At 39.8% G+C, this 19,806-nt stretch carries 22 protein-coding genes; all 22 read right to left on the bottom strand.

What is annotated here, in order from left to right:
• Positions 1 to 2: 2 nt before the first annotated feature.
• A complete protein-coding gene (locus EO112_RS04730; RefSeq protein WP_126940607.1) occupies positions 3 to 425 on the bottom strand; it encodes a hypothetical protein in 423 nt (140 codons plus the stop codon).
• 10 nt (positions 426 to 435) lie between these two features.
• Positions 436 to 1,617: a DUF3084 domain-containing protein gene (locus EO112_RS04725; protein ID WP_009353051.1), complete on the bottom strand. Its 1,182-nt coding sequence runs from the start codon at positions 1,615 to 1,617 to the stop codon at positions 436 to 438.
• Between the two features lie 172 nt (positions 1,618 to 1,789).
• A complete protein-coding gene (locus tag EO112_RS04720; RefSeq protein WP_127163186.1) occupies positions 1,790 to 2,881 on the bottom strand; it encodes an LptF/LptG family permease in 1,092 nt (363 codons plus the stop codon).
• 8 nt (positions 2,882 to 2,889) lie between these two features.
• Positions 2,890 to 3,609: an LPS export ABC transporter ATP-binding protein gene (gene lptB, locus EO112_RS04715; RefSeq protein WP_127163184.1), complete on the bottom strand. Its 720-nt coding sequence runs from the start codon at positions 3,607 to 3,609 to the stop codon at positions 2,890 to 2,892.
• Positions 3,610 to 3,618: 9 nt separating this feature from the next.
• On the bottom strand, positions 3,619 to 4,353 hold the full coding sequence (locus EO112_RS04710; RefSeq protein ID WP_127163182.1) for an LptA/OstA family protein: 735 nt from the start codon (positions 4,351 to 4,353) through the stop codon (positions 3,619 to 3,621).
• Positions 4,354 to 4,364: 11 nt separating this feature from the next.
• Positions 4,365 to 4,895, bottom strand: a complete 531-nt coding sequence (gene lptC, locus EO112_RS04705) for an LPS export ABC transporter periplasmic protein LptC (protein ID WP_164723947.1) — start codon at positions 4,893 to 4,895, stop codon at positions 4,365 to 4,367.
• Positions 4,882 to 5,811, bottom strand: a complete 930-nt coding sequence (locus tag EO112_RS04700; protein ID WP_127163180.1) for a lysophospholipid acyltransferase family protein — start codon at positions 5,809 to 5,811, stop codon at positions 4,882 to 4,884. The genes lptC and EO112_RS04700 overlap by 14 nt, the downstream gene beginning before the upstream one ends.
• Positions 5,812 to 5,824: 13 nt before the next feature.
• A complete protein-coding gene (locus tag EO112_RS04695; protein WP_127163178.1) occupies positions 5,825 to 6,346 on the bottom strand; it encodes an HAD family hydrolase in 522 nt (173 codons plus the stop codon).
• Positions 6,346 to 7,317: an SIS domain-containing protein gene (locus EO112_RS04690; protein WP_127135907.1), complete on the bottom strand. Its 972-nt coding sequence runs from the start codon at positions 7,315 to 7,317 to the stop codon at positions 6,346 to 6,348. The genes EO112_RS04695 and EO112_RS04690 overlap by 1 nt, the downstream gene beginning before the upstream one ends.
• Before the next feature lie 27 nt (positions 7,318 to 7,344).
• Entirely contained in the window at positions 7,345 to 8,163 is an 819-nt protein-coding gene (gene kdsA, locus EO112_RS04685) for a 3-deoxy-8-phosphooctulonate synthase (RefSeq protein ID WP_126940622.1), read from the bottom strand.
• Between the two features lie 26 nt (positions 8,164 to 8,189).
• On the bottom strand, positions 8,190 to 8,921 hold the full coding sequence (gene kdsB, locus EO112_RS04680) for a 3-deoxy-manno-octulosonate cytidylyltransferase (protein WP_127163176.1): 732 nt from the start codon (positions 8,919 to 8,921) through the stop codon (positions 8,190 to 8,192).
• Position 8,922: 1 nt separating this feature from the next.
• On the bottom strand, positions 8,923 to 10,050 hold the full coding sequence (lpxK, locus tag EO112_RS04675; protein ID WP_127163174.1) for a tetraacyldisaccharide 4'-kinase: 1,128 nt from the start codon (positions 10,048 to 10,050) through the stop codon (positions 8,923 to 8,925).
• A gap of 61 nt (positions 10,051 to 10,111) precedes the next feature.
• Positions 10,112 to 11,416: a 3-deoxy-D-manno-octulosonic acid transferase gene (locus EO112_RS04670; protein WP_127163172.1), complete on the bottom strand. Its 1,305-nt coding sequence runs from the start codon at positions 11,414 to 11,416 to the stop codon at positions 10,112 to 10,114.
• Between the two features lie 3 nt (positions 11,417 to 11,419).
• Complete coding sequence (locus tag EO112_RS04665) at positions 11,420 to 13,147, bottom strand: ABC transporter ATP-binding protein (RefSeq protein ID WP_127163170.1); 1,728 nt, start codon at positions 13,145 to 13,147, stop codon at positions 11,420 to 11,422.
• Positions 13,148 to 14,284, bottom strand: coding sequence for a lipid-A-disaccharide synthase (gene lpxB, locus EO112_RS04660; RefSeq protein WP_127163168.1), 1,137 nt, complete (start codon positions 14,282 to 14,284; stop codon positions 13,148 to 13,150). It lies immediately after the preceding gene.
• A 2-nt stretch (positions 14,285 to 14,286) separates the two neighbouring features.
• On the bottom strand, positions 14,287 to 15,111 hold the full coding sequence (locus EO112_RS04655; RefSeq protein ID WP_009353707.1) for an LpxI family protein: 825 nt from the start codon (positions 15,109 to 15,111) through the stop codon (positions 14,287 to 14,289).
• A gap of 142 nt (positions 15,112 to 15,253) precedes the next feature.
• Positions 15,254 to 16,066 (bottom strand): acyl-ACP--UDP-N-acetylglucosamine O-acyltransferase, encoded by an 813-nt coding sequence (lpxA, locus tag EO112_RS04650; protein ID WP_009353663.1) that lies wholly within the window; start codon positions 16,064 to 16,066, stop codon positions 15,254 to 15,256.
• Between the two features lie 26 nt (positions 16,067 to 16,092).
• A complete protein-coding gene (fabZ, locus tag EO112_RS04645; RefSeq protein WP_127061188.1) occupies positions 16,093 to 16,527 on the bottom strand; it encodes a 3-hydroxyacyl-ACP dehydratase FabZ in 435 nt (144 codons plus the stop codon).
• A gap of 1 nt (position 16,528) precedes the next feature.
• The gene (lpxC, locus tag EO112_RS04640; protein WP_127160521.1) at positions 16,529 to 17,359 is read right to left on the bottom strand and encodes a UDP-3-O-acyl-N-acetylglucosamine deacetylase; all 831 of its coding nucleotides are present in this window, start codon (positions 17,357 to 17,359) and stop codon (positions 16,529 to 16,531) included.
• Between the two features lie 13 nt (positions 17,360 to 17,372).
• Positions 17,373 to 18,287, bottom strand: a complete 915-nt coding sequence (locus tag EO112_RS04635; protein WP_240629344.1) for a lysophospholipid acyltransferase family protein — start codon at positions 18,285 to 18,287, stop codon at positions 17,373 to 17,375.
• An 8-nt stretch (positions 18,288 to 18,295) separates the two neighbouring features.
• Positions 18,296 to 19,327, bottom strand: coding sequence for a UDP-3-O-(3-hydroxymyristoyl)glucosamine N-acyltransferase (lpxD, locus tag EO112_RS04630; RefSeq protein WP_127163164.1), 1,032 nt, complete (start codon positions 19,325 to 19,327; stop codon positions 18,296 to 18,298).
• 29 nt (positions 19,328 to 19,356) lie between these two features.
• Positions 19,357 to 19,806 carry an OmpH family outer membrane protein gene (locus tag EO112_RS04625; RefSeq protein ID WP_127163162.1) on the bottom strand — a complete coding sequence of 150 codons (450 nt, stop codon included), beginning with the start codon at positions 19,804 to 19,806 and terminating at the stop codon, positions 19,357 to 19,359.

The following is a 19,806-nucleotide window of genomic DNA, read 5'->3' as shown; positions in this document are numbered from 1 at the left end:
ACTCACTCCTCATTAACTAATAACCAACGTTCTCCAATAATCCATGCCGTAATATCATCGACCGGAACTGGAGGATATAACATGCCTTTAGGCACTAATTTTTTCCACCCTGTCGGTGGATGCACCTCAAAATAACGTCGCCTTGCCTCTTCTGTGGTATGCTTTTCATTCATGAATGCAAATGCTCTTTCTTGTGATATTGCTAGTGTTTTAACTATGGATCCTACCACTTTGTGATTCGTTCCATTACCACAAACCATATAGGTTATTGTTGGATACATAGCCAGCAAAGTTTCTAATTCCTTTTGAACTGATGCAGTAGACACAATATCCATCATCACTAATTGAGCTGTTTTTGTTAAAATGGCAACGCCTGTTTTATCACGCCCTGGATCAACTGCCAATACGTAGGGTTCCAATACCATAGTCCACTCCTCACTGATTCACTGGAATGACACGCAGCATAATTTGTACAGGTCCACTAGTGAAAGTATCTTCTCTTGTGACTGCCTCTAATCGTACGGGGCCACGTTGATTCTCTATTTTACGAATAGTAATAAATAACTCATTTCCCGGTAAAGAACCGACTTCACCTGTAATAGGATCTGGTAATATACCGTGTTTTTTCGCTTCCCCATTGACTTCTTTTAAAAATGCCAACACTTGGTCTTGCGCACTTTTACCACCATCTATCAGAGATGACCAAAGGACTGTATCTTTTTTGAAAACCATATCATGAGGATATGCATGAATTTCTGCTAGCGCCGGTTCTCCATAAATAATATTTGCTGAAGCAGTAACGCGAATCATCAATGGTTTATCCGTAGAGGCTACTACTTTTGCTACTTCATTTAAGTTATCCCGGCTCACATAAATGACTGTCTTTTCTTCTTCCATTTGGAATCGATTTAAAATAAGACGATTCGTGTCTTTCAAGAAGCTTGTTAAGGCAGCCATACTTTCTACTTCTCCTAAGCCAGGTCGAATCACAGCTTGGGATAAGACTTCTCCATTACGGAATACCACATTCCCTTCACGCACATGATTAATACCATCTTCTAATTGTTTCGTAGTTAATTGTAGATCTTGTACATGGCTTTCCAATTGTGTACGTACCTGTTCTAACCTTCCTACTTCTGCATTAGAGTTAACAAGTTTTTGTTCCGCTTCTGCATAGGCATCTTGAATCGATACTAATTGATCTCCCATGCTAGATAAAGCGCTGCGAGTTTCTTCTAGCTCTTGCTCCGTTGCTTGTACATCACTTTGTACCTTTTGCAATTGTTTATTTTTTTGATTCAATTCATCATTACTTTGTTGTAATGCCTTCGTTTTTTGATCTATATCTGCTGAAAGTTGCGCCATTTCAGCTTTCAATTTATCCATACCAAATAAAGCGGTCCGTACATTGTTTGAAGCAATACTCAACACGCCTATCGTAGCAGCAGAAATGAATATCCCCGTTACAATAGTCACAATAATAGATGTATGTTTAGGACGCAACCCAAACAAACTCATCCTCCGTTTCCCTACTTTAGTGCCGATTTTATCGCCTAAAAATGCAATTAATCCCCCCATAATGGTAATAATAAGGAGAATCCGTAGTCCTACTAACATGGTCATATACCTCAATGTAAAATACTAGTCCTATATCTTTACTTAGTATATCAAAATCCCTAGTACACTACAATGGTTATACAATAAAAGGTCTCCATATACTCATCTGCAATCAAGATATAAAAGAGTAGCATTACTTACTAAATTAGTAATGCTACCCTGTAAAATCTTATTATTTAGATACTCTCCAGTTTAAATATAAACCAGCTAATACACCTAACGTATTAGGAATCCACGCTGCTAATACTGGTGGTAACGCCCCTCCTTTACCTAGAGCGCCAGACAATGTCATTACCCCATAATAAATAAAGATAACTAACACAGAAATGCCAAATCCAATAGAAGAGCTAGACCGTTGTTTTTGTAAACCTAATGGTGCTCCTACCAAGGCAAAAATAAAGCTTGCTACAGGAATAGTAAAGCGTTGATACATTTCCATTTGCCATTCTGTAATTTTACCACCAGTAGCCTCCATCGCTTTGATTTGCTGTCTAATCTCTTTGATGGTCATCTCTTCTGGCTTACGTTGAGATCGACTAATTTTATCCGGGTCTTGCGTAATCGGCAACACTTGCTCTTCAAACTTTAATGTACGATCAATGCCCTCACCAGACGCATTGATATCATAAATAGTACCATCATGCATAATCCAGTACTGACCATTCCAATTGGCTGTTTTGGCCCGTTCAATTTGTGTCACCTGTCCATCTGTAAATTGTTGCACCGTAATATCGGACAATAACTTCGTAGAACTATCATATTTACCGGCATACATTAAGGTGTTTATCTTTTTGTCTGCCAATGTTTTTAACACAATATGTTCTTGCGTTTGTGGCGTCGCACGCTTCATAATTTCCTCGCGGATAATCGTTTGATACGCATGATTTGACGCTGGAACTACATACTCATTAAAGGCGATAGAACAAAGAGAAATTAAAAAGGCTGTAATGTACACTGGCGTTGCTAAGCGCAAGAAATTTTGCCCCCCTGCACGCATGACAATAATTTCACTAGTTCCACTTAATCGACCAAATGTCATTAAGGAACCTAATAATACGGACATAGGGAATGTCAATATAACAATATTCGGCAATGCCAACAAGAACGCTCTTGTGACAGACCACAAACTAGCACCATATTCTGTAATGTATTGGGCAATCCGAAATAATGTGCCTGTACCAATAAAGATACTAGTAAAAGCAAAAATCCCAAACAGGAATGGTCCTATGAAAGCTTTCAATATATATTTATCTAAAATTCTCATACCCACTCCTACATTCGGAAATCATCACCCAAGTAAAACTTACGTGCCACATCACTAGTAGCCACTTCATCAGCAGTTCCTTCTAGCAATATAGTACCACTATTTAAGATATATGCTTTATCCACAATCCCCAACGTTTCCCGTACATTATGGTCTGTAATCAATACCCCAATGCCACGCTCTTTCAAATGACGAATGATGGATTGAATATCTGCTACCGCAATAGGGTCAACTCCAGCAAATGGTTCATCTAACAATATAAATTTAGGATTCAATGCAATGGCTCTAGCAATTTCTACACGACGACGTTCACCACCAGATAATTGAATGCCTAAGCGATCACGAACATGAGTGATATGAAATTCCTCTAATAACGATTCCATGGTATCCTTCTGTTCTGCTTTAGAAAGATTGGTGGTTTCTAACATAGCTAGGATATTATCTTCTACGGTTAAGTTACGGAAGATCGATGCCTCTTGTGGTAAATATCCAATGCCATAGGCAGATCGTTTATACATTGGCATATGGGTCACATCCACATCGCCAATGCAGATACTCCCTGAAGTCGGTTTTTCTACACCTACAATCATATAAAAAGTAGTTGTTTTGCCGGCTCCATTAGGACCTAACAATCCTACAATTTCACCTTCTTCAACACGGACACTGACTTTGTCCACTACATTTCTTGATTTATAGGTTTTTACTAAATCCTTTGTTTCTATAAACATAAATTCTCCTTACTTTGGAGTAATGATTAATGTACTACGCCCACCAAGCGTTTCTGCACTATTGTCACTAAGTTCAATCTTTAATTCCGGCGCTTCTAGAACATTGCCATTTTGCACCGCTCTTGCATTACCTTTTAAATAGGCAACACCATCATTTTGATTTGGCGTTTGTGTGTACACTGCCTCATCAGCTGTGGCATTCACGTTACGACTAGCACTCGATAAGGTTACATTCCCTTTAGCTGTCGCCGATATTTGATTCGTGAAAGCCGTAATATGTTGACCTGTCAATACATTATCTGACATCACTAATTGTCCATGTCCAATAATCTCACCATAACCAGTTTCTGTATTATAATTCACTTGATCACCGAACAATTGACGATCATCTTTTTGTAGATGTACATTACCTGTGGCATCAAATTGGTGATTATGTAAGACATGCACTTCACCAGCTGCCATGGACATATTGTTACCAATCATGCTCACGCCACCAGTCAAAAAGCCTTCTTCACCTTTTGTATTGTACCAACCAGAAGCGCCGGTCATCGTTTTATCATCTTTTGTAATCACCACACTGCCTTTGGCTTCTGCACGACCACTAATGCCATCATATGTCAACTGATCAGCCGTAATCATTATATTTCCATTGCCAGCAGGATTTGTATCCGTTGGCGCTGCCCATACGGGAATCATCATGACACCACCCATAAGAGCTGCCATGAGTAAACGTTGTAGTTTCATGAATTTCCTTCCTACTTGCGAATCAACTTAGCATGACCTTTTGCAGTCACTTGTTGCAAAATCATATCGCCTTCTAGCACATCACCTTCTAATGTTGTATCAACATCGGTGTAAATAAATTTAGAAGTTGATTTAAATAACTGTTCTTTACTTGTATACTCTAGCCCTTCTGTGCGAAGCGTTGCACCCGTACTAGAGGTAGCCTCAATGCCACCAGATAATGTAATCTGTCCATGGTCTTTAGATACCACGCCTTTTGGTGCTTTCACTGTAAGTATTTTTCCATCCTTATGAAACGCCCCTGTTACATTTTCTAAGGTAACTACTTTTGTGACCTGATCAACGCTTATCTTTTCTGCTTTCACAGACCAAATCAGTTGTCCATTTTTTTCTTCTTTCAATTCTGTTCCATTAAAACTAATAGAATTTCCAGAGGGTCCTATCGTGGTGGTTTCTACTCCACCATACAAAAAATATCCAACTCCCAAAAGAATTAAAATGCCTACCACAATCGTGAGGAGAAGTTTTTTATTGTTCTTCATGGACAGCCTCCCGCACTTGTAGTTTATGTTCGATATCTGTGATTTCATGAATTTTTGTGTTCCAACGATGCTGGAACCACAACCATTCATCAGGATGTTCTCTAATAAACGCTTCTGTTATCTTCACAGTTTCTTCCGTAAGACGGAACATATCTTTCTCCACATCACCAGTATCTTTATAATGAAGTGCTGGCAATATATGGACAATGTGACCATTCTCTTTACGAGATGCAAAGACTGGCACAACAGGAGCTTTAAACTTTTTCGCAAAGGATGCTGGTCCCGTCACCGCTGATGAATCTTGTCCTAAGAACATCACTGGCAAACCAGTGTACCATCCATCTTGATCCGCTAAGAAACCCAATAATTTCTTTGCTTTCATCGCTTGTGCAGCGCCTCTCATTTCAGAACCACCGCGAGCAAATACTTCTAATCCTACCATTTCTCGGTATTCATTTAGCAATCTTGTGAATTGAGCATTCGGTTGTTTTTTGACAATCGTTGTGGACGGATACCCATGAGCCGCCAAGGCTGCGCCCATCCACTCCCAATTGCCTACATGGGCCGTCAAAATAACAACACCTTTATCTTCTGCCATGGCTGTATCTAGATGCTCTAACCCACGCATTTCGATATGTTCTTTAATGAACTCTGGTGTCAAATTCGGCATATATAATGTTTCCATCACAGAACGTCCCAAGTTTTGAAAGAGTCGTCCTAATATGGCATCTGCTTCTTTTTCATCTATGGAAAGGCCAATCATTAGATTATGTAATCCTCGTTTGACCTGTTTTTTTCCTACTAATCTATATAAAGGTCCTAGAGTTGCTCCAATGGATAAGATTGTAGAATAAGGTAATGTACAAACTAACTTACTAAGCGTTTTTAAGGCTGTATATTGCCATTCTCCTGCCATGAAAGCCTCCTTTCTACTGACCTACTTGGTAGGATTCCTCACGGTATAACCGTACCGCATCCTCCCAAAGTCCTGCTTGTTTCAAAATATACTCCACTGCTTCACGCACCGCTCCTTGTCCACCGTTAGCTTGGCAGATATAGTGAGCTACTTGTTTCACTTCTGGTACACCATCTTGTGGTGTCATCGCTAATCCCACCTTAGACATAATGCCTAAGTCATTGAGGTCATCGCCCATATAGGCAACTTCGTGAGCCTCTAACTCTAATGTTTTCAAGAGCTCCTGTAATCCAGCACTCTTATTATGGCTCCCCATTTGAATATGAGAAATTTTTAATTCTTTTGATCGTCGCTCTACGATAGGGGATGTACGGCCCGTAATGATTGCCGTTTGTAATCCCATACGCTGTGCTAGAGCCAATCCTAATCCATCTTTTGCATGAAAAGCTTTAATTTCTTCTCCACTAGATGTATACGTAATCTCGCCCTTTGTCAGCACTCCATCCACATCTAAGATTAAACAACGTATTGCCATTATACAATACCCCTTCGCAACAAATCTGTAATATGTACTAACCCAAGGCTAGTTCCATCATGACCAACAACAGGAAGTACTGTAATTGGCCGTGGCTGATTCTTCTCCATCATGTGAAGTGCTTCCGCCGCTAGTTTATCTTTAGTAATCGTACGCGGTGATTTCGTCATCATATCTTCCACAGACCATACTAGGAAATTGCATCCAGAATCTAGACCACGTCGAATATCTCCATCTGTTACTAAACCAATTAATTTACCTTCTTCATCTACTACATTAGCTGCTCCAAGACCTTTGTTGGTCATCACAAATAATGCATCTTGCACAGTAGCACCTTTATGAATAATAGGATTATCATCACCGCTATGCATAATATTTTCTACTGTGAGCAACAATTTACGACCTAGGGAACCACCTGGATGGAATACAGCAAAATTTTCTGGTGTAAATTGATGTTGATCTAATAAACACACCGCCAATGCATCACCCAAGGCTAATGCAGCTGTGGTACTACTAGTGGGAGCCAGCCCTAAAGGACATGCTTCTTTATCTACACAAACGACCAAAACTATATCAGAATTTTTTCCTAATGTAGAACTTGGATTCCCTACTACAGAAATTAATTTAGCCCCTATGCGGCGTAAGGATGGTAATAAACTGATAACCTCCCCAGTTTCTCCACTATTAGAAAAAGCCAATACTACATCATCAGAGGTAACCATACCTAAATCGCCATGTACCCCTTCACCAGGGTGTAAAAATAATGCAGGTGTACCTGTACTCGCTAATGTAGCCGAAATTTTTCGTGCAATATGTCCAGATTTTCCCATACCTGTACAGACCACACGTCCTTTAGAGGCTAAGATTAACTCTACTGCTGCTTCAAACCGATGGTCTAATGTTTCAATTAAGTCTAACACTGCTTTTGATTCTTCTTGGAGCACCTGTGCTGCTCGTTCAAGTATCTTCATAGTTCACCTGCATCCTTTACATCTGTACTATTTTTTTACGATTTTGTCGATAGCTACTAAATCAGTTAATAATTCTTCTAGAGAATCTAAATATAACATATTTGGTCCATCTGAAAGTGCTTCTTCTGGATTATCATGAACTTCAAAGAACAATCCATCCACACCACTGGCAACAGCGCCACGTGCTAAGTTAGCCACAAATTCACGTTGACCAGAAGATGCTGTGCCTGCTCCACCTGGTAATTGTACAGAATGTGTGGCATCGAAGATAACTGGATATTCAAAAGAACGCATAATTGGGAAAGATCTCATGTCTACCACTAAATTATTATAGCCAAAGCTAAATCCACGTTCCGTCAACATTAAGTTCTGATTGCCAGATTCTTCCATTTTTTTCAACACATTGCTCATATCTTTAGGAGCCATAAATTGACCTTTTTTCACATTCACGCATTTTCCAGTAGCCGCAGCTCCGTATACCAAATCAGTTTGACGGCACAAGAATGCTGGAATTTGAAGGATATCCAACACTTCAGCAGCTGGTTCAATTTGAGTAATATCATGAATATCACTTACCACTGGTACCTGCAACTCTTCTTTAATAGCTTTCAAAATTTCTAAACCTTCTACGAGGCCTGGGCCACGGAAGGAAGAATAGCTAGAGCGATTGGCTTTATCAAAGGAAGCTTTGAATACGTAAGGAATACCCACTTTATCACAAATTGCTTTCGCACGACGACCAATCTCCAATGTGCGTTCATAGCCCTCAATCACGCATGGGCCCGCTAATAAAAATAAGCCTTTACCTCCACCAAGTGTAAGGTTGCCTACTTGTACTGTTTTCATAGTATCTCCTTTCTAAACGAAATTGTTTATGCTTCTAATTGGTGAAATATTTCATTCACTCGTTCTAAATCTTCTGGTGTATCTACGCCCACAAAGCGTTGGTCCGTAGTAATGACCCGAATGGTATATCCATTTTCTAAGGCCCGTAACTGCTCTAAGGATTCAGTTAATTCTGCCGGTGTTGGTTCCATCTTTGCATAGGCTAGTAGGAATTGACGATTATATCCATACATGCCTACATGCTTGAGAGGAGGTACCACAAATGCATGTCTAGGATAGGGAATTAAAGACCGAGAAAAATACATAGCGTTCCCCAATCGATTCACAATCACTTTCACAGCACTAGGCTCATTGTATTCTAATTCTAACAAAGGACAGCCTACTGTGCCCATTTGTAACGTCAAGTCTTCTTTGAACTGACGAGCTAATTCATCAATGACAGACGCATCAATGAGTGGCTCATCCCCTTGTACATTAATAATTACATCAATATCTGTTCTTGTAGCTGCTACTTCTGCCAATCGGTCAGTGCCAGTCAAATGGTCGGCTCTCGTCATCATCACTTGCCCACCAAATGCAGTAACCGCATCATACACACGTTCATCATCTGTAGCCACGATGACCTCATGAATTTCAGTGGTTTTTGATACTTGTTCATAGACCCGTTGAATCATTGGTTTATTACCAATCATCGCTAAGGGTTTACCCGGCAATCGTGTCGATCCATAGCGCGCTGGAATAATACAAGCTATACGCATATTACTTCCCCTTTGCTATTTGCAAAACATAGGATTTAAAATCTTCTTCACCTTTGGTAAATGCAATACCAATTACTAATACATAGACAGGAATCTGTAAGTCTCGTATGGCCCGTACTTGTGATAACTTGACCGCATCCTTTTCTGTGGTGATAATCCCTTGGATACCAGTTTTAAAACAACGTTCCCATAATTTCACAACATCTTCCTCAGAATAATCATGATGGTCTCCAAAACTCATCATATCCTGTACAGTGAATCCATAACTTTTTAAATTAGAAATGAACGAACTCGGTTGACCGATTCCACTAATAGCTAGTAAAGGAGTACCGTCATAGTCACTAATACCATGAATCGGTCCATTATGACTCCATTCTTCCATCGTTTGAAAGCCCACTGTTTGATGAATGGTTTCTGCTACCGGAACAAGAGGTGCCAAGGAATGAATCTCTGCACGTAGTTCTTCTAGTTGTTCCGAATCCACTTGATTCGTTTTCGTTAACACAATATAGGTAGCTCTCTTCAAGTTTTCCAATGGTTCTCGTAGAAGTCCTCTTGGCAATACCGCACCATAGCCAAATGGGTGACTTGCATCAATCAACACAATATCTGCATCACGGCCCAAGGCACGATGCTGAAATCCATCATCCAAGACAAGCACATCGGATTGCATATCTTCAACGGCAATTTTTGCAGACTCTACTCGTTTTGAACCTATAATAACATTCGCATTAGGTAATGTTTTTGCCAATAACCAAGCTTCATCACCACTAATAAAAGAGGATACATCCACAGCCCCTCGTCTAGATACGACAATAGGCTTTTTATTATTATCTGCTTTGTAGCCACGGCTTAAGACGCTCACTGTATGTTGGGCTGTATCTAATGTTTCACATACATAACGTACCATGGGTGTTTTGCCCGTGCCTCCAACTGTAATATTTCCTATACTAATGACCGGCACTGGCATTCGCAATACTCGGTGTGGGTGGTTATAGCGTTCATTGCGATATTCTACGACTCTTTCATAGACTTTACTAGCCTTTTCCAAACCATTGCGCAGAGCATCTCCCAAGGAGCCTTCCATCTGTCCACTAATGATATGCTTAAAGAGTTGTTCTCCTTTCATGAGTAAACCTCCTCCGTATCCCCTTAGTATAACTTAGGATATTAAAACTAATATGAATCGATTATGGTACTATGTGAAAGCGTTCAAAAAGACGGCGTAACTCCTCTGTATTGCGTTGTGTAGCTCCCCGATTTTCACTGACTACTTCCAAGCAATGACGACTCATCTCTTCTCGCATAGTATGGTTAGCACACAAAGTTTGCAATACTCTTAATAATTCTCTTTCATCATGTACCATTGTACAAGCACCACGGGAGCTCAACAAACTATAGATTTCCTTAAAGTTAAACATATGTGGTCCTACAATAATTGGCTTACCATGAGCAGCTGGTTCCAATATATTATGACCTCCAGTTTTTACTAAAGATCCACCTACAAAAATAATATCCCCCAAACTATATAGCCGACCTAATTCACCGATGGTATCTAAAATCACCACTGGAATTTCTTCATGTACAGGTTCTGTCATAGCACTACGACAAATCGCTTTCAACCCATATTTTTGAGATAATGCTTTTACATCATTACCACGCATAATTTCGCGAGGTGCAATCAGTAATCGCGCATTGGGATAAGATTGTAAAATTTCTTTAAACGCTTGAAACAACTTATCCTCTTCCCCTTTATGGGTACTACCTGCCACGATAATAGGATGATTGTGTCCAAATCCAAACTCATGTTGCAATTGTTCTTTTTCTTCATCTGTTACCGTTGCATAGGTTTGATCATATTTCGTATTCCCTGTAACGGTTACCTCTTGTACATTTGCCCCTAATACAGTGATATATTCCGCATCTAATTTAGATTGCATACAGAATCGATCTATGGACCCCAACATATCATGCATAAAAGATTTAATATGCATATACCGTGACATAGAACGATCACTGATACGACCATTGACCATCATAACTGGAATCTGTTCAGCTTTGGCAATACGAAGAAAGTTTGGCCAAATTTCAGTTTCAACCAATAAAATTGCAATGGGCTTAATCGTTGTCAAAATTCTTCGTGTCAAAAATGGCAAGTCTAAGGGGAAGAAAATAATCCCTTCTGCTTCCGGAATGATGCGGCGTGCCATGGCATGTCCAGTAGCGGTTACCACAGATACAACTACAACTGCATCAGGAAAGCTTTTTTTGATGTCTTTCACCAATGGGCTGGTAGCTACAATTTCGCCTACAGAAGCCGCATGCAACCAAATAGCCCGTTTACCTTCAATTTTTTTCATCAATGTGCTAGGCATGAATCCTGCACTTTGTTTGATCCGCTCGTAGAATCCTTCTTCAAAGGCCAAACGGTAGAGAATCACCGGTATCAAGCCAATCCAATAGATAATGAGAAGTATATTGTATATCCAATACATAGTTTATCCTTTTCTGGCAAATTGAACAGAATATAAATGGCTATATAAGCCATTCAACGCTAATAATTCATCATGTGTGCCTTCTTCTACAACACAACCTTGCTGTAAGACCACAATATGATCGGCATGTTTAATAGTACTCAATCTATGAGCAATGACTAGAGCCGTTCTATTTTTCATTAGTCGTTCTAACGCTTCCTGTACAATCTTTTCACTTTCAGTATCTAAGGCTGAGGTAGCCTCATCAAGAATTAAAATGCTCGGATTTTTCAAGATAGCTCGTGCAATAGCAATACGTTGACGCTGACCACCCGATAAAGAGTTACCTCGCTCTCCCACAATCGTATCAAATCCATTCGGTAATTTTGCAATAAACTCATAGGCATTCGCTGCTTTAGCCGCCTCAATGATTTCTTGTTCAGTAGCATCTAAGCGACCATATAAAATATTTTCACGTACTGATGCATTGAATAACATCGTATCTTGTGGCACTAAACCAATATTTTCTCGTAAGGACGTAAATGTGACATCTCGCACATCTACACCATCAATGCGAATGGCGCCACCTGTTACATCATAAAAACGTGGTAACAAGTTCGCTATCGTTGATTTGCCGGCTCCAGAAGGACCAACAATCGCCACGGTTTGCCCTTGTTTCACCGTTAAGTTGACGCCTTTTAAAGCTAAATTATCTTCATCATAAGCAAATTGTACATTGTCGAATTCTACAGTTCCTTGTACATCTGTTAATGCTTTTGCCGTTGGTGATTCTTTCACATGAGGTTCTGTTTCTAAAATATCGATAACACGATCTCCTGCTGCCATTGCTTTTTGCAAGTTACCATAGACTTGAGTTAAGCGTTTCACAGGATTAGATAAGTTAATAGCATAAATTAAGAATGCAATCAAGGAACCTGCTGTAATATAACCTTGCACTACAGAATATCCGCCATACCATAGAATAATCACCACTGCAATGGCCGCTGCAAATTCCACCATAGGCCCCATGACAGCTGTTAATTTTGTAGCTTTCATAGCTGCATCAAAGTTATTTTGGTTCTCTTGTTCAAATCGCTTAAATTCATATGTTTCACGAGCAAAAGAACGAATCACGCGCACCCCTGAAATAACTTCTTGTAAAAACGCCGTAATATCCGCTGTTCTACCTTGTACCTCATGACCTGCAGAGCGCAATTTTTTACCAAATATATTCGTTAATCCTAATACAACAGGCACAATAATCAAGGTTAAAAGGGATAGTTTCCAATCCAAGTAAAACATGAAGACTAAGGACCCTACTAAGGTAACTCCTTCTGTCATGAACGATATAAGATTGTCTACAATAGCTTGTTGTAACGCCCCTACATCACTAGTCACATTACTCATGATAACCCCTGTTTTACGACGGTCAAAATAAGCTTGATCTAACTTTTGTAAATGCTTAAATAAGGTTTCACGAATATCGATAACCACGCGCTGTCCTACATAAGCCATCATATAGTTTTGCCCATAGGTAGCAAATCCACGAAGCAAGAAAATTACTAAAATAGCAATCACAATTAATGTTAATAAGCCTAAATCTTTATCTTGCAATACGCCATCCACTACATTTCGGATTAACCATGGTACCACTAAATACCCCATGGCAGCTGCAATCATACAAAATATCCCTAATATGAGTCGCATCCTATATGGCACAATAAATGCCAATAGTTGTTTATAACGATTCATTTACGCCTCCTTCATTGCGACTGATGCAATGACATCAGCTACACGTTGCACCGCTCCCGGTGCCCCTAATTCTACTTTCACTTGCGCTAAATCGGCTTTCATCTGCGTATATACCGCTTCATGATCTAAGATATTAGCTAGTTCTCGTTCTACATTTTCTGGCGTTACATCCCCCTGTAATAACTCAGGAATAATGCGACGCTTCGCCATAATATTAGGCAATCCAATATGATCTATTTTTACCAGTAACTTACCAATTCCATACGTAACAGGTGCCACTTTATAAATCAATACAGTAGGTACATTCATCAAGGCTGTTTCTAAGGTAGCTGTCCCTGAAGCCGCAATACATGCGGTACAAATCTGCATTAAATCATAGTTATGACCTTCTGTGACAGTGACTGGTACAGAATAACTTTGTAAAATTCTGTCAATATCTTCTCTAGGTATTGTATGTGCCCGTGGTAAGAAGAACTTCAAATCTGTATGATTTTTATATAACCGTTCTGCTGCTGCCAGCATTGTGGGTAATAACCCTTCTACTTCTTGTTTACGACTACCTGGCATCAAAAGAATATTGCGACTCCTTGTATCTGCACCGAAATGAGAAAGCGCTGCTTCGACGGACATGGTAGGATGTACAATATCTACCAAAGGATTTCCTACAAATTCCACATCTACACCAAATTCACGGTATGCCTCTGCTTCAAAAGGAAAAATAGAAGCTACTTTTGTCACTGTTTTAGCGATATCCTTGCCTCGTCCTTTATTCCAAGCCCAAATGGTAGGGGCAATGTAATACACCACAGGTATATGTAATTCTTTTGCCACCTTCGCTAACTTCATATTAAAACCTGGATAGTCAATACACACCAACACATCTGGCTTTTCTCGTAGCATAGCTTCTTTTAAGAAGCTGCGAAGTTTAAAAAATGTGGGCAAATGTTTTATTATTTCAACAATACCGATGAACCCTAGTTGCTGAATATCGTATATAATATTCACACCCGCTTCCTTCATCAAGTCTCCGCCCATGCCAAATAGTTGTGCTTTTGGATATGCCTCCAATAAAGCCTTTGCCACACTGGCACCATGCGTATCTCCTGATGCTTCACCAGCAGAAAACATAATCTTCATGCTTACTCCTCATCCGGCCCTTCTACGGCACAGATTACGATACCTAATTCGTTTGCTTTTTGCAAAACTGCTTCTTGCTCAACAAAAATCGTCCGTTTCGCCTCCATAGCTAGGACCTTGCAGTTACCGGTAATCATAGATTCTAACGTCTTCATACCTACCGCTGGAACATCAAAACGTACGTCCTGATTAGGTTTTGCAGTTTTTACCACCACAGCCCCTTCACGACCCAAGGCACCGCCTCGCTTGATACACTCATCGGTTCCTTCAATGGCTTCTATGGCCATCGCCGCTTGTTCTTTCACTACTACGGTTTGTCCAATGTCAAGTGCACCCATTTGTTTCGCTAAGGTAAAACCAAACTCAATATCTAATTGCTCCACCTCTGTTGGTTTTCTCATTGTCATGACACCTACTGGTGGCATAAGAGATCTCATATATTTTGTTTGATCCGCTACCGCTAGTCCTTCTTTTTCTAATTCCTCTACGATAGCTAGCATGATCGTATCATCTTTACGATTGCGCAAACGATTCAACAATTTGATCGTACGCATATCTGGTATGGTTGTTATCTTTTTATACAGATGTTCTTTTGTTACTTTTCCTAACATAGTCACATCTGTGACGCCCTCTTTAAGGAACGTTTTAATCACTGTATCTGATTTAAAGACGCTGATTTGGTAGTATGCATCGGCCTCTGCTTGTAATTCAGGAGCTCCCTCTGTTACAACAGAAATGACCACAACTTCATAGCCTTCATGTTGAGCAGCTCGCATAAATTCAACTGGCAGATTACCAATTCCTGCAATCAATCCTACTTTCGCCATAACGCCTCCCACTAACTTTTAATTATAAAAATTCTAATCTATATTATACCATATATAGGGCATAAATGGCATGAAAGTTCACAATAAAAAATACATGGAAAAGCATACATTGTATGCTCTTCCATGTATTATAATTCCATTATTAATCTCTGCGTACGCGCATGATACCACGATCTGCATTGCGTAAGAAACGTAGCATGTGTTCAATCTCAACAGAAGATATTAAATTCAATTCCATTTCTTCAATTGCTTTAGACAGACTATAGCCACTGCGATATAGAATACGAAATGCCTTCTTCAACTCACGACGCACTTCTTCAGATACTCCAGCGCGAGCTAACCCTACAGAGTTCAACCCAATTACATGCGCTGGCTGTCCATCCGCAATGACATAGGGAGGGATGTCTTGTACGACTTTCGCCATACCACCAACCATAGCATTACGACCAATTTTTACAAACTGATGGACCCCTGCAATACCTCCAATAACCACGCGATCTTCTACAATTACGTGACCAGCAAGGCCTGCACAGTTACTCATGATAACATTATTGCCTACGATACAGTTATGCGCCACATGTGTGCACGCTTGGAACAAACAATTGTTACCAACTCGTGTCTCTTCCCCTTCACCAGTAGCACGACTGATAGTTACGAATTCACGAACTACTGTATTATCGCCAATAATGCAATAACTTTTTTCACCTTTAAATTTTAAATCTTGTGGTTCCAAACCGATAGCACAACCCGGAAAAAATTCATTATTTTTACCAATCGTTGTCCAGCCACCAATAACTACATTAGCGCCAATTTTAGTACCATCTCCGATTTCAACATGTTCTCCAATGACTGCACCAGGACCAATAATAACATTTTTACCAATTTTTGCATCTGGATGTATGACTGCAGTACTATGAATTTCAGATGTTGCATTTTCCATGCCAACTACGATCATCTGTGTCACTCCTTACATTTTGAAAGTTATTCTGGCTTCACTAAGGCGAACATGTACTCACCACTTGCCACCAATTTATCACCTACATACGCACGACCTTCTACTTTACCCATACGACCTTTGATTTTTACTACATCAGCCTCGATGCGTACTTGATCACCAGGTTTAACTGGATGACGGAAACGTACTTTATCTATACCTGTAAACATTGGTGTTAAGCCACGATTTTCTTCAGGATACAAGAGTGCAATACCACCTACTTGAGCAATTGCTTCTGTAATCAATACACCTGGCATCACAGGGTTACCTGGAAAGTGACCCATGAAATGTGGTTCATTGAAAGTACAATTTTTAAGACCTACCGCACGTTTCATTGCTTCCATTTCAATAATACGATCTACCAATAAGAATGGATAACGGTGTGGTAGAATTTCCATAATTTCTTCAATTGTAAGAATCATGTTATGCCTCCTCTTGCATTTCTTTTAAAATTTCTCGACTTAATCGCGAGTTTAAATTATGACTCGATTTCACAGCAATAATATGGCCTTTTAGATGGCCCACCAAGAATAAATCGCCTAATATATCTAAAATTTTATGACGTACTAATTCATCTGGAAAATTAAGTTCCGATAAACAAGTTGTATCATCATAGACAATCACGTTTTCCGTGGATCCGCCTTTAGCTAATCCCATCGCTTGCAATTGTTCGATTTCTTTTGTAAAACCAATCGTTCTTGCTGGCGCAATTTCTGTAGCAAATACATCAGGATTAATCTCATAATCTGCATGTTGCGTACCTAGCATAGGATGACTATTAATACTTGTGAAAGTCACTCGGAATCCATCATAAGGACGAATCACGATAAATTTATCTTCTTCATAGATGCCATGAGACTGTTTCACAGTGTACACACGACGGTCTGCGTCTTGTTCTACAATACCTGCCTCTTTGATAAGTTGTACAAATGTGGCTGATCCACCATCTGCTATAGGAGGTTCTGGTGAGTTCAATTCGATGATACAGTTATCAATAGCCATGCCGTAGAAAGCTGCTAAAATATGTTCTACTGTAAATACTTTGGCTTCCCCATCTTCTAAAGTAGTTGCCCGCATTGTATTCGTAACATTGCGAATATCTGCCTTCACAGAAGGAGTGCCTGGTAAATCTGTACGTACAAAGGTAATCCCAGTATTTGGCTCACTAGGTAGGATACGCATTTGCACAGGTAAACCACTGTGTAATCCATTCCCTTCGTAGCTAATGGCTTTACTAATTGTTTGTTGTTTCATAAGGACCTCCTTTCTACAGTTTTTGGTTCATTACATCTGGTGGTACTTCTATGGTTTCACCATAAAAACGACGTGTCCATTTCCAACGGTTATGGAGCCAGAACCAATCTTCAGGATATCGTCTAATATAATCTTCTAACCATTCATTGAGCATTGTCAATGTAACGGCAATATCACGTTTACGGTCCTCTGTTTTTTCTGCATATACAGGAGGATGTACGGTAATTTCATGTTTTTCAGTATATTCATTAAAACGAATGGTAATCGGAATAATCGGTACATCTTGCATGCGAGCCATCGCGGCTGGCCCTACAGGAGTCAAGGTTTCGTAGCCGAAAAATGGCACTAACTGACCTTTATCTCCTGGATCTTGGTCCATAATAAGACCAATGAAAGAACCTTGTTGTAATTCTTTTACCATTTCACGGACACCTGTTTTATAGGTTACGTGTTGTTTCATAAGCTCACGATATTCATTGATAAATTTGTCCGCATCACCTTGTTGTTGCATGGCTACTGAAATCAAAGGATACCCTTCCGATGCTAAAATGCCTCCTAGTAATTCCCAGTTTCCACTATGGAGAGCGATAATAATAGCACCTTTGCCATCTTCTTTGGCAGTTTCCAGATATTCACGGCCTTCCATGGTGAACATCTCTTTATACTTACCATCTTTAATTTCAGGATACCGAAGCACATCCACAATCATACGACCAAATCGTGTCACACTGGCTTTGGCAATTCGCTTTGCCTCTACAGGATCATCTGTAATTCGACAAAACAAGATTTGTCCGATCGCCAATCGTTTTCGATTGCTTGGTGTGCAAAGCCATCCTAATTGTCCTAATAGGTACCCAATGCCATATTGTATTCGATATGGTAAAGCGCATAGGATAGCACTGAATAGTTTCATACAGGTATATAACATAGGTACACCTATTTATCTTCTAATTTAGCTTGCAATGCAGCTACTTCTTTTTCTAATGCTTTCAACTGTTTTACCATATCTGGCAATCGGCTTTCATAAGCCGCCAATTTCAACCATTCTTTGTGTGGTCTCATTGGGAATCCCGCATATAGTCCATTGGATGGCACATTACCTGTGATACCCGTTTTACCAGCAAAGGTTACATTATCACCAATTGTAATATGTCCTGTACAGCCTGTTTGACCTGCAAAGATAACATGGTTGCCACATTTTGTACTACCAGCGATACCGACTTGAGCAATCAAGAAACAGTCTTCGCCAATTTCCACATTATGACCTAGGTGAACTAAATTATCGATTTTAGTCCCACGGCGTACCAACGTAGATCCCATAGTGGCATTATCGATACAAGAGCAAGAGCCTACTTCCACATCATCTTCTAAAATCACGTTACCTACTTGTGGGATATGTGTATGTTTGCCGTTTTCAGTGGCAAAGCCAAAGCCTTCTCCACCTACAACCGCATTCGCACGCAATACAACCCGTTTGCCCAAAATACAATTTTCATGCACTACGGAACTTGCGTAAATCGTTGTACCTTCTCCAATACGTGCATTGTGTCCAATATACACATAGGCATGTAATGTCACATTATCAGCGATGATAGCATTATCGTAGATCACACAATAGGGTCCAATTTTTACATTCTTACCAATTGTCACATTTTTGCCAATAATGGCTGTTTCATGAATCCCTTCAGGAAATACTACAGGGGGATGGAACACTTCCAATAATTTAGCAAATGCTGCTTTGGCATTAGATACCACAATTTGAGGGGTCTCACAGTCTTCAATCTTAGCATCTACCAACAACGCACCCGATTTGCTATCTTTGGCAAACTCTCTATAATCACCAATAGCAAAACTGATAGCATGAGCTGCACCTTGATCTAAACTGCGGGCTTCTTCAATACTAATAGAACCATCACCATATACGGTACCCTCAACCAGTTTGGCTAGGTCTTCTACTGAAAACTTCACTATGAAGCCTCCTTACTTTTACTCTCTTATTATTTACTAGTTTCTCCGGATGCTGCGCCTTCATTCATTTTTTTAAGCACTTCTTCCGTAATATCAATACCACCAGTTACAATAGCTTGATCATTAGCAACAACAGTCAATTCTTTTTCTTTTGCTACAGCTTGAATATTGGACTCTACATAGGCTTTAAATTCTTTACCTTTAGCTTGACCATAAATTTGCAACTCTTGTTGCGCATTCATTTGGGTTTGTTGGAATTGTTCTTCTGTTTGAGTTCCTTGCACTTGTGCCAAGCGATCTGTCACTTCTTTTTGTTTAGCTTCCATCTCTTTATTGATATCTTTTGCTTTTTGGCTTTCTTGTACTAATTTTTCAGTATTTACCACACCTACTTTGTCAGTTGTGCCACAACCAGCAACCAATCCTAATGCACATACCATCATAGCTCCTGTAGCCATACGTTTCCACATTGATTTCAT

This window comes from Veillonella sp. VA141 (genome assembly GCF_003992175.1).
Classification (GTDB): Bacteria; Bacillota; Negativicutes; order Veillonellales; family Veillonellaceae; genus F0422.
This window is presented reverse-complemented; position numbering and strand designations above follow the sequence as displayed.

Bases quoted from the DNA above. Each gene is read 5' to 3' on its own strand.
- EO112_RS04730 (WP_126940607.1), bottom strand. From the start codon at position 425: ATGGTATTGGAACCCTACGTATTGGCAGTTGATCCAGGGCGTGATAAA.
- EO112_RS04725 (WP_009353051.1), bottom strand. From the start codon at position 1,617: ATGTTAGTAGGACTACGGATTCTCCTTATTATTACCATTATGGGGGGA.
- EO112_RS04720 (WP_127163186.1), bottom strand. From the start codon at position 2,881: ATGAGAATTTTAGATAAATATATATTGAAAGCTTTCATAGGACCATTC.
- lptB (WP_127163184.1), bottom strand. From the start codon at position 3,609: ATGTTTATAGAAACAAAGGATTTAGTAAAAACCTATAAATCAAGAAAT.
- EO112_RS04710 (WP_127163182.1), bottom strand. From the start codon at position 4,353: ATGAAACTACAACGTTTACTCATGGCAGCTCTTATGGGTGGTGTCATG.
- lptC (WP_164723947.1), bottom strand. From the start codon at position 4,895: ATGAAGAACAATAAAAAACTTCTCCTCACGATTGTGGTAGGCATTTTA.
- EO112_RS04700 (WP_127163180.1), bottom strand. From the start codon at position 5,811: ATGGCAGGAGAATGGCAATATACAGCCTTAAAAACGCTTAGTAAGTTA.
- EO112_RS04695 (WP_127163178.1), bottom strand. From the start codon at position 6,346: ATGGCAATACGTTGTTTAATCTTAGATGTGGATGGAGTGCTGACAAAG.
- EO112_RS04690 (WP_127135907.1), bottom strand. From the start codon at position 7,317: ATGAAGATACTTGAACGAGCAGCACAGGTGCTCCAAGAAGAATCAAAA.
- kdsA (WP_126940622.1), bottom strand. From the start codon at position 8,163: ATGAAAACAGTACAAGTAGGCAACCTTACACTTGGTGGAGGTAAAGGC.
- kdsB (WP_127163176.1), bottom strand. From the start codon at position 8,921: ATGCGTATAGCTTGTATTATTCCAGCGCGCTATGGATCGACACGATTG.
- lpxK (WP_127163174.1), bottom strand. From the start codon at position 10,050: ATGAAAGGAGAACAACTCTTTAAGCATATCATTAGTGGACAGATGGAA.
- EO112_RS04670 (WP_127163172.1), bottom strand. From the start codon at position 11,416: ATGTATTGGATATACAATATACTTCTCATTATCTATTGGATTGGCTTG.
- EO112_RS04665 (WP_127163170.1), bottom strand. From the start codon at position 13,147: ATGAATCGTTATAAACAACTATTGGCATTTATTGTGCCATATAGGATG.
- lpxB (WP_127163168.1), bottom strand. From the start codon at position 14,284: ATGAAGATTATGTTTTCTGCTGGTGAAGCATCAGGAGATACGCATGGT.
- EO112_RS04655 (WP_009353707.1), bottom strand. From the start codon at position 15,111: ATGGCGAAAGTAGGATTGATTGCAGGAATTGGTAATCTGCCAGTTGAA.
- lpxA (WP_009353663.1), bottom strand. From the start codon at position 16,066: ATGATCGTAGTTGGCATGGAAAATGCAACATCTGAAATTCATAGTACT.
- fabZ (WP_127061188.1), bottom strand. From the start codon at position 16,527: ATGATTCTTACAATTGAAGAAATTATGGAAATTCTACCACACCGTTAT.
- lpxC (WP_127160521.1), bottom strand. From the start codon at position 17,359: ATGAAACAACAAACAATTAGTAAAGCCATTAGCTACGAAGGGAATGGA.
- EO112_RS04635 (WP_240629344.1), bottom strand. From the start codon at position 18,287: ATGTTATATACCTGTATGAAACTATTCAGTGCTATCCTATGCGCTTTA.
- EO112_RS04625 (WP_127163162.1), bottom strand. From the start codon at position 19,806: ATGAAATCAATGTGGAAACGTATGGCTACAGGAGCTATGATGGTATGT.